The following is a 7,070-nucleotide window of genomic DNA, read 5'->3' as shown; positions in this document are numbered from 1 at the left end:
GATTGCCCCTACCAACTACACGGAAACGGCACTCAACGAGTAGCTGTAGTTGAGCTGGCATTGAGCGTCGGGGTGTGTTTGTGCGATCCACTTTGCAATATCGGTAAGTGCCTCCATGAAGCGGAGCCTTGCTTCTAGGTTTTCGGCTTGGGAGAGACCGATCAGCAGTGCGTGATGCGCAGCATTTGCAATGGCGAACGCCTCAGGCAGGTTAACGCTTGATGCTTCCGCAAGTACTCGAGAAGTATGGACGCGAACAAACCTTGCTGCCCCGACGCGAACCTCCCTTGAATGGGCGCTTTCACAGAGCTCAAGAAGAAGAGCAAATACCTTAGCCAACTCGTTCCAGCCGGCCGGCGGGGCGGAGTTGAGGAAGGGGACAAGCGCCACCACCGAAGCGCGAAGCCGTAGGAAAGCGTCCATTTCTTTTTGCATCTCGATGTAAATATTCGCTAGTTCGATGCTGGTCCGAAGTATGTCGGTTGAGTATTTGCCGCCGAAGGGAACCTTCTGCGTTGCGACGACGAATTGGTTGACAGCATCCTCGAGCAGCTCCACCGGCGGGGCCATATTCGGAAAAAGCTTCCGGACAAACTGTGCTCTTATCGCCGTGGCTTCCGCTGCCAATGCGAAGGAAACAGCTGGCCCGTCGCCGCCGTCAACCAGGATGACAGCGATCTCCATGGCTTCATCCAAGGTGGGGATCACAAGCCCATTGTTTGTAGATCCATGGATATCTGCGATCTGAATGAGCACGCGTATCGCTTCTTCGATGGCTCTAGGATCCCTGGCTTGGAGCGCAGGAACAAGCATGTCTTGGCAGCTAAATAGCAGCTCGAGTGCTGATTTGGTGTCTCCCGCCTTTGCATCCAGAAGTGCCATCTCCCGTTGGGCTCGAGAGTAGAAAACAGCAGGTAAAACACGATTTGGCTCGGCGTCGTACAGGGGGTCGATATTCTTAAACGCCAGGTACAGCAGTAGGCGAGCTTCCTCCACATCTTCGGTGTGTGAAGCGGCAATCGTGAGAGCTTGGCAGCGCAATAAAACCGTTTTCGCCGTGACAGGGAAGTCGTTCAATACCTCAAAACAAATTGAGGCCACACTTGTTTGTACTTGTGGGTCAGGGGAAAGATCAGCAGCCGCTAAGAGCGTTCGCAGCGCTTCGAATGATGCACCGGCCGTACGCAGATGCTGAAGGTGTTCGATTGCGTAGGGCAAGTGAAGCAAGTTGGTCACAATTGCTGCGTCGTACACTGTGGTTTGCGGTAGGCAGTCGAGCGCCAACGGAATGCTCTCTAGATTTTGAGGACCCTTAGGAGCAGGTGATGAAAAGAGGTGGAACAGGAACGCCTCCGCGAGTTTGCGCTGGTTCTTCCACTGATGCTCAATGTCGTAATAATCCTCGCTTTCGAGCGCCGCATACTTTGGGGTGGTCTCGACACTGTTGCGCAGATCGGATTCATAAATGCGCATGAGTAGGGAATGCGTGAGCGGTGAACCAAAACTCTCCGCGGCCTCGCCAAATACTCGGTGCGTAAAGCGCATCCGTTTCTCCGGCCCATTTGGTGCTAATTGATTCGACAAAGAACGGAAAAGTCGGGCAACCGAAATCTCAGTATTTGTTGTGAAGCCAGCGTCGCGCAGCGCGTTGACGGTTTGTTCTTGCGAAAGCCCGATCCTAGAAGCACCCAAGAGACCTACTGCAGCGCGGGCGAGGGCACGATCGGTAGATGCGATGGAGGTTTCCAAAAAGTGGTGGGCAGCGCTTGACAGGTCATCGGGGATGAGCCACGCGCGGTCTGCAAGCATGTTTTGGATTGCGCTGGCTTGATCAGGTTCATCCTCGATGGACTTGAAATCATCACCATCGATATCGAGAAGTAGATCCAGCGCAAGCTCTATCCAAAGAGGTAGGCGTTGTTTGGAAGCGATGATCTGGCGAGCGCCGCCTCCGATCTCGCGCCTAATTCTGCGCTCCCAGTCCTCTACGAATTCTCGCGCAATGTTGGCTGGCACTGGCCCAACCAAGACTTCTTTGAAATCGGAGTTCTTCAACAGAGTGACGTCCGAGCGCGAGGAAGAAGATACAGCCAACGCGGTGCGAGACGAGAGCCATTCCACTGGCCAGAATCCGCCGGCTCCATCCACAAGCTGCTCTAAACCGTCGACGATGAAAAGCAGATCAGGATACTCAGCTACAACCTTTTCCATTTCTTGCCTCCAGCGCGGGCGCCAAGTTTCGGGAGAGCCCCGCCAATCGTCGAAAAGCGACAGGCCCAAGGTTGCGTTTATGCATCGCGTAATCTCGAATGCGAGCTCGTCCCCCGTCCAAATGCGGTCGTCCAGCCCCATAATGACGGTGATGGGCAACTTGCCGGATATAGATTCTCCGGAGGCCGCCAAATACTTCTCGAGTGCCAACAGAAGTGAGGACTTACCCGCGCCGGACTCGCCATAAACCACGACAGGCGAATCGATGCGGAGGAAAAAATCGATCGATTTGAGCAGTTCCTCTGACCCAAAATTACGAGTGCGGGAACCTCGAAACAGGACCTCCTCCGCGGTACCGTCGCGCGGGATGCTGCGGGCTCGCTCCAGAAGCTGCGGTTCAAGCAGACTGACCGCAAGATCCTCGAAGTGCTGCATTGAAGCAGTGGGCCACTGACCATTCTGGTCGAAGGCAACGGAGTAGCGTTTCACCGTCTCCGCATTGCCCCATCGTTGAGATACCTCGTCTTTGAAGTCAGAAATTCGGGTTGGGTCTGAGTCGGCCCAGCCGTGCGGTGGGGTGCCTTCGACCTGCCGGAAAAGGATGAACGGTGTGGTCGTATCATCTGCGTCCCAAAGACCAGCTTTGGCGAATTCCAACTCGGTGATAGAACACTCGCGAGACCTCTCGGGGTCGAGTCCAACGCGCTGTGCCGTCCATTCGAGGAGAGACTTGTCGTCTGAAATCCAACCGTAGCGGTCTCCGATGAGCCCGAGGAAGAGCGGGGCCGCGCGATCGACTTCGTCAAGGCATACGTCTAATACCTTGCGCCCAGCCGCCTCTTCATCCATGTCGTTGGTGTCGACTCCCCAGCGCAGGTCAATAAAGTGCATCTTTGCGCCGAATCGGCGCAAAGATTCGTTGAGCCGGTCACTTACGGGACCATTGAGAATGTCACGTTCCGTATGGAAATCGCGAAAGGTCGATGACACAAAAACAGGAATGTTGAGCATGAGGCCCCTTAGCGCAGTCAGTGTTTGAACACTCATTATGCGCCAACCGGAGCATATTAGGAGGCCGACGACCGCTTGGTTTTCGCTCAACCCGCTAATATCGCCTGCATGAAAAAATGGTCCCAAGAGCGCCTTGACCAGCATCTCGCGTATGCTGCATGGTATAAACCGATCCGCAAGGTTAGGGCCCGACGCTTGGACAAAGACGCGCAGTGGCGGACTTCCACTGGCAGCGTCCTTCACGCAAAGGCGGGGGACTGGGAGGTCACTGACGGGACACGAACATGGACAGTTGCGTCTGAGGTTTTCGACAAGTCATACAGCCAGGTCGCGCCGGGTGAATACAGGAAAACGGGAAGGGTCCAAGCCCGCCGACTCGAAGAGGACGCTATGATCCCCACGCTGGAGGGAGAGGCTCACGCACACGCAGGTGATTGGGTGGTCCGTGGCGTAACAGGAGAGTGTTGGCCAGTGCCAGATGCGGAGTTTTCCGAGGCCTACGAGATCCTAGAAATGCCGTAACCGAACATCCCCGCCAGGGCGGGGTACACAACTTTCACGATCTTGTGGTTGTAATCCTGGGTGTGCGAGTCGAGCTCTGCAAACGGTTTGTATGAGGGTTTCCGAGCAGGAGGTTCCTTGCTGTAGTCATAGGATGCTCGACGCTCGGTTCCGTTGCTATCAATCCATGTGCGCTTGAGCATCCAATCATTGTGCTCGGCTTCCGCCATCGAGGTGATCTCCTGTTCCGAGGGATGCTCTTCCCACCCGTAGCCGTCCTTCACAAGCTGAAAACCGTGTAGGCGTAGGTTTTTAACCATGTACCGAGCGGCTGCTTCAGAAGTTTGTCGTGCCTTCAGGATGTCGTCGTGAGAAAGCTTCTGCGATGGGGATGGCGGGCCATAAAGCGACGTGTAGGCGATGTCGAATGCCCAGCCCCAGACGGAGAAGGCGGAATCGCGGATGGCGTCGATGCTCAACCCAACCTTTTGTGGGTCAATAACTTCCAGAACTGTTCCGGCTTCGGCATCGTTCCAGACAAGACCCTGCAGTATGTGGTCAGTCACCGCAATAATCGCTCGACGTTTCCTGAGGGAGGGGATCTGAGCAGCGACGTGGACTGGATCGCCGACGAGGACAACCATATCTGCCAGGCCCTCTACCTGAGGGCTCACAATCTGTTGAACTTCCAGCTCTTTAGCGAACCGGTTGTAATTGTGAATCCACGCGTCCAACTCACGCTTTTCATCTCCCGGGCCGCATTGCTTGACCTCAACAGTGTGAGCATCGAGTGTGGTCAGCAGGTGGAGTATTTTGTCTGTGATTGCGCGAACTGTGAGGTCGGCTGGATGAAATGCTTCAACAGGTCGTCGTTGAGCGATGTGGGTAAAGCGTGCTGAGGTTGCTAACTCGGGGGACCGGAGAAGCTGGAATATTGATACCGCCTCACCGCATTGTGCGTGACGGAGGTCCTGCGCCTCAGAACTCAGGCGAGCTGTTTCGATGTCATTTTCGGCAGCGATGATCACGTGGGAAGCATGTTTGACAGTTTGAGCAACGAGCCGATCATCGCTCAGATGCTGTTTGTACCCTAAGCCAAGCGTGCCTTTGGCTGTTGGGTTTCCCTTCTCCAAGATATGACCGGGGAGCTCCCTTTCTTGGTCAAGGACTGAGCGGACGATGCTGTTCGCTTCCTCGGAGGAGCCGATCACCACTGGACCTCCTCGGCGGCGCTTGCTCGTTGCTCTCGCCCACCCGATACGCGATATTCCTAGTAGGGCAGAAATGACTGCTCCGAAGGTGACGAGGAGTGAGAGGATTAAACCTATCGTCATCCAGGTCGTTGGTGATGCCGGCTGGCCAGGCGCTGGCGCATACGAGGCGGCAAAAGGCGCGATGCTCGCGTAGATGAGCGAGACGACGGACGCGTTATGAGACTCCGAAAGCGTGACGCCGCAGTTGTAGAGGCCAATCGCAGTGGCAGACAATGCGATGACCAGACGATTTGAATCGAGCCGCATAGTGTCAGGATAAAAGTTTCGCTTCCGGAAGAAGCATTGAGCCTAAGTGCTTATCGACGACCTACCGGACCAACAGTCCATTCGACGACAGCAGGCTGCTCATCTGGAACAGGGAATCGCTTTGGCCGGGGGTCCACTGGCCCCAATCGGCGGTGTAGACGTCGTTGATGTCCACCTGGATGCCCTGGATATATGCCTGGCGTCCGGCGACCTGGTGAATGTTCGCACGGGGGTGGATGTTGCCGCGCGAGCCCCAGTCGTGCTGCCAGAAGTAGCTACCGATGCCATCCTCCAGGCACCAGGCGATGGTGTAGAAGTTGCCGTACACACCCAACTGGTAGCCGGCGGCGCTGAGTACAGCGCCCATGGCGGAAAGGTATGGGTTGATGAATTTGTTGAACTGGGCGAGCGTCGGGTTGTCGTCGATAGCCACATAGATCGGGCGCCCGGTCGGGCCGCCTGCGGCGCGGTGCAGGGCGATGGCCTGGGGTGCGTGCTTGGCAGCGCCGAGCGGACCCTGGAGCCAGTCGGCGGTGTCGGCGCGGCCGAACTGGTAGACCGACGCCACCGACAGGCCGTTGGCCTTGTAGTCCTGGGTTTCGTCGAGGGTGACGGGCTTGCCGCGCATCCAGAGTGCGTCGGGGCGGGGCTGGGATACGTAGCGCACGGCGCCGATGTGGCCGGCGGCTTTCACGGCGCGGGCGGATGGGACGGCGGCGGAGTAGTCGATCACGGTGCCGAGCACGCGGCGCTGCTGAGCCTGTGCGGCAGGGGAGAGGGCGGTGGCTGCGGCGCCGGCGGCGGCGGTGGTTGCCGCGAGTGCGCCCGCAGACTTCAGGAACGAGCGGCGATCAAAAGTAGTCACTTGCGTAACATTAGTCTCGTTTTACCTCTTGTGCACCTTAGTTTGCCTGTGTGACCACGATCCAGATGGCGACGAGGTGACACACGGCCGCCACGATCGTCGCAGTGTGGAAGTGTTCGTGGTAGCCGTAGTAGCGCGCCTCGCGCCCCGGCCAGCGGGCCCCGTACACGATGGCGCCAACCGTGTAGAGCACGCCGCCAGCAAACAGGAGCCACACCACCGCCGGCCCTGCGCTGGCCCACAGGGTGGGGATCAGCGGCACGATCACCCAGCCGAGCCCCACGTACACCACAACGTCCAGCCATCGCGGGTGATTGATCCACACCAGATTGAGTGCGGCGCCGCCCAGCCCGCCGATCCAGGACACGACGAGGATGGCCGCGGCGGTGCGCGGCTCGAACACGATCAGGCACAGCGGGGTGTAGGTCGCGGCGATGAAGATGGAGATGGTCGCGTGGTCGGCGCGGCGCCACCACTGCACCGTGGACGGGGAGCGCCACGGGTAGAGGTGGTACATCGCGGAGACCCCAAACAGCAGTACGACCCCGACGCCGTAGACGGTAACCCCGGCGGCGTGGAGCGCCGGCAGGGTCATCCACCCGTAGGTGATCAGCACGGTGGAGGCCAGCGCGAAGGCTGCGGCCGCCACGAAGTGGGCCCAGCCGCGAATCAGGGGGCGCGGGCCGCGGTCCGCCATGATGTAGGAGCGCTGGACCTGGCCTTCTTGAAGGATCGTCATAGTGACCTCACTGGGGGTGGAGGAACAGTGACGCTATGTTACTACTTGGTAACTTATGTGGGTAGCCCAGCCGATTCCGCGAACGAAAACCGCTGCGGTAACCTAAGCCCCATTGCCCTAGTAGCTCAGTGGATAGAGCACGGCTCTCCTAAAGCCGGTGTCGGAGGTTCGATTCCTCTCTGGGGCGCAAATGTCATGAGTCGCGACATGCTTGACGGATGAG

Annotated in this window: 6 protein-coding genes and 1 tRNA gene; 3 read left to right on the top strand and 4 right to left on the bottom strand. The window is 57.9% G+C overall.

The window, feature by feature from the left end; all coding sequences use genetic code 11:
* Nucleotides 1-15: 15 nt before the first annotated feature.
* A complete protein-coding gene (locus tag HMPREF3120_RS03290; protein ID WP_168156400.1) occupies nt 16-3,222 on the bottom strand; it encodes a DUF4062 domain-containing protein in 3,207 nt (1,068 codons plus the stop codon).
* Between the two features lie 108 nt (nt 3,223-3,330).
* Between HMPREF3120_RS03290 and HMPREF3120_RS11690 the strand changes: the two genes are divergently transcribed.
* On the top strand, nt 3,331-3,744 hold the full coding sequence (locus tag HMPREF3120_RS11690) for a hypothetical protein (protein ID WP_141739359.1): 414 nt from the start codon (nt 3,331-3,333) through the stop codon (nt 3,742-3,744).
* On the opposite strand, the gene HMPREF3120_RS03285 is transcribed toward HMPREF3120_RS11690, so the two are convergent.
* Nucleotides 3,720-4,934, bottom strand: a complete 1,215-nt coding sequence (locus HMPREF3120_RS03285; RefSeq protein WP_141739358.1) for a hypothetical protein — start codon at nt 4,932-4,934, stop codon at nt 3,720-3,722. The two genes, HMPREF3120_RS11690 and HMPREF3120_RS03285, sit on opposite strands and share 25 nt — an antisense overlap.
* A 73-nt stretch (nt 4,935-5,007) precedes the next feature.
* Here HMPREF3120_RS03285 and HMPREF3120_RS12445 point away from each other — a divergent pair, with 73 nt between their 5' ends.
* A complete protein-coding gene (locus tag HMPREF3120_RS12445; RefSeq protein WP_256365569.1) occupies nt 5,008-5,130 on the top strand; it encodes a hypothetical protein in 123 nt (40 codons plus the stop codon).
* A gap of 174 nt (nt 5,131-5,304) precedes the next feature.
* On the opposite strand, the gene HMPREF3120_RS03280 is transcribed toward HMPREF3120_RS12445, so the two are convergent.
* Together HMPREF3120_RS03280 and HMPREF3120_RS03275 are read right to left on the bottom strand one after the other, a co-directional pair.
* Nucleotides 5,305-6,108, bottom strand: a complete 804-nt coding sequence (locus HMPREF3120_RS03280) for a DUF1906 domain-containing protein (RefSeq protein WP_070450789.1) — start codon at nt 6,106-6,108, stop codon at nt 5,305-5,307.
* Between the two features lie 37 nt (nt 6,109-6,145).
* A complete protein-coding gene (locus tag HMPREF3120_RS03275) occupies nt 6,146-6,847 on the bottom strand; it encodes a PAQR family membrane homeostasis protein TrhA (RefSeq protein ID WP_070450787.1) in 702 nt (233 codons plus the stop codon).
* Nucleotides 6,848-6,961: 114 nt separating this feature from the next.
* Between HMPREF3120_RS03275 and HMPREF3120_RS03270 the strand changes: the two genes are divergently transcribed.
* Nucleotides 6,962-7,034 (top strand) — tRNA-Arg (locus HMPREF3120_RS03270).
* Nucleotides 7,035-7,070: the final 36 nt, after the last annotated feature.

The organism is Corynebacterium sp. HMSC11D10, assembly GCF_001806995.1.
GTDB lineage: Bacteria > Actinomycetota > Actinomycetes > Mycobacteriales > Mycobacteriaceae > Corynebacterium > Corynebacterium coyleae.
This window is presented reverse-complemented; position numbering and strand designations above follow the sequence as displayed.

Excerpts from the sequence above, each read along its gene's own strand:
- HMPREF3120_RS03290 (WP_168156400.1), bottom strand. The coding sequence starts at position 3,222 with ATGCTCAACATTCCTGTTTTTGTGTCATCGACCTTTCGCGATTTCCAT.
- HMPREF3120_RS11690 (WP_141739359.1), top strand. The coding sequence starts at position 3,331 with ATGAAAAAATGGTCCCAAGAGCGCCTTGACCAGCATCTCGCGTATGCT.
- HMPREF3120_RS12445 (WP_256365569.1), top strand. The coding sequence starts at position 5,008 with ATGACTGCTCCGAAGGTGACGAGGAGTGAGAGGATTAAACCTATCGTC.
- HMPREF3120_RS03275 (WP_070450787.1), bottom strand. The coding sequence starts at position 6,847 with ATGACGATCCTTCAAGAAGGCCAGGTCCAGCGCTCCTACATCATGGCG.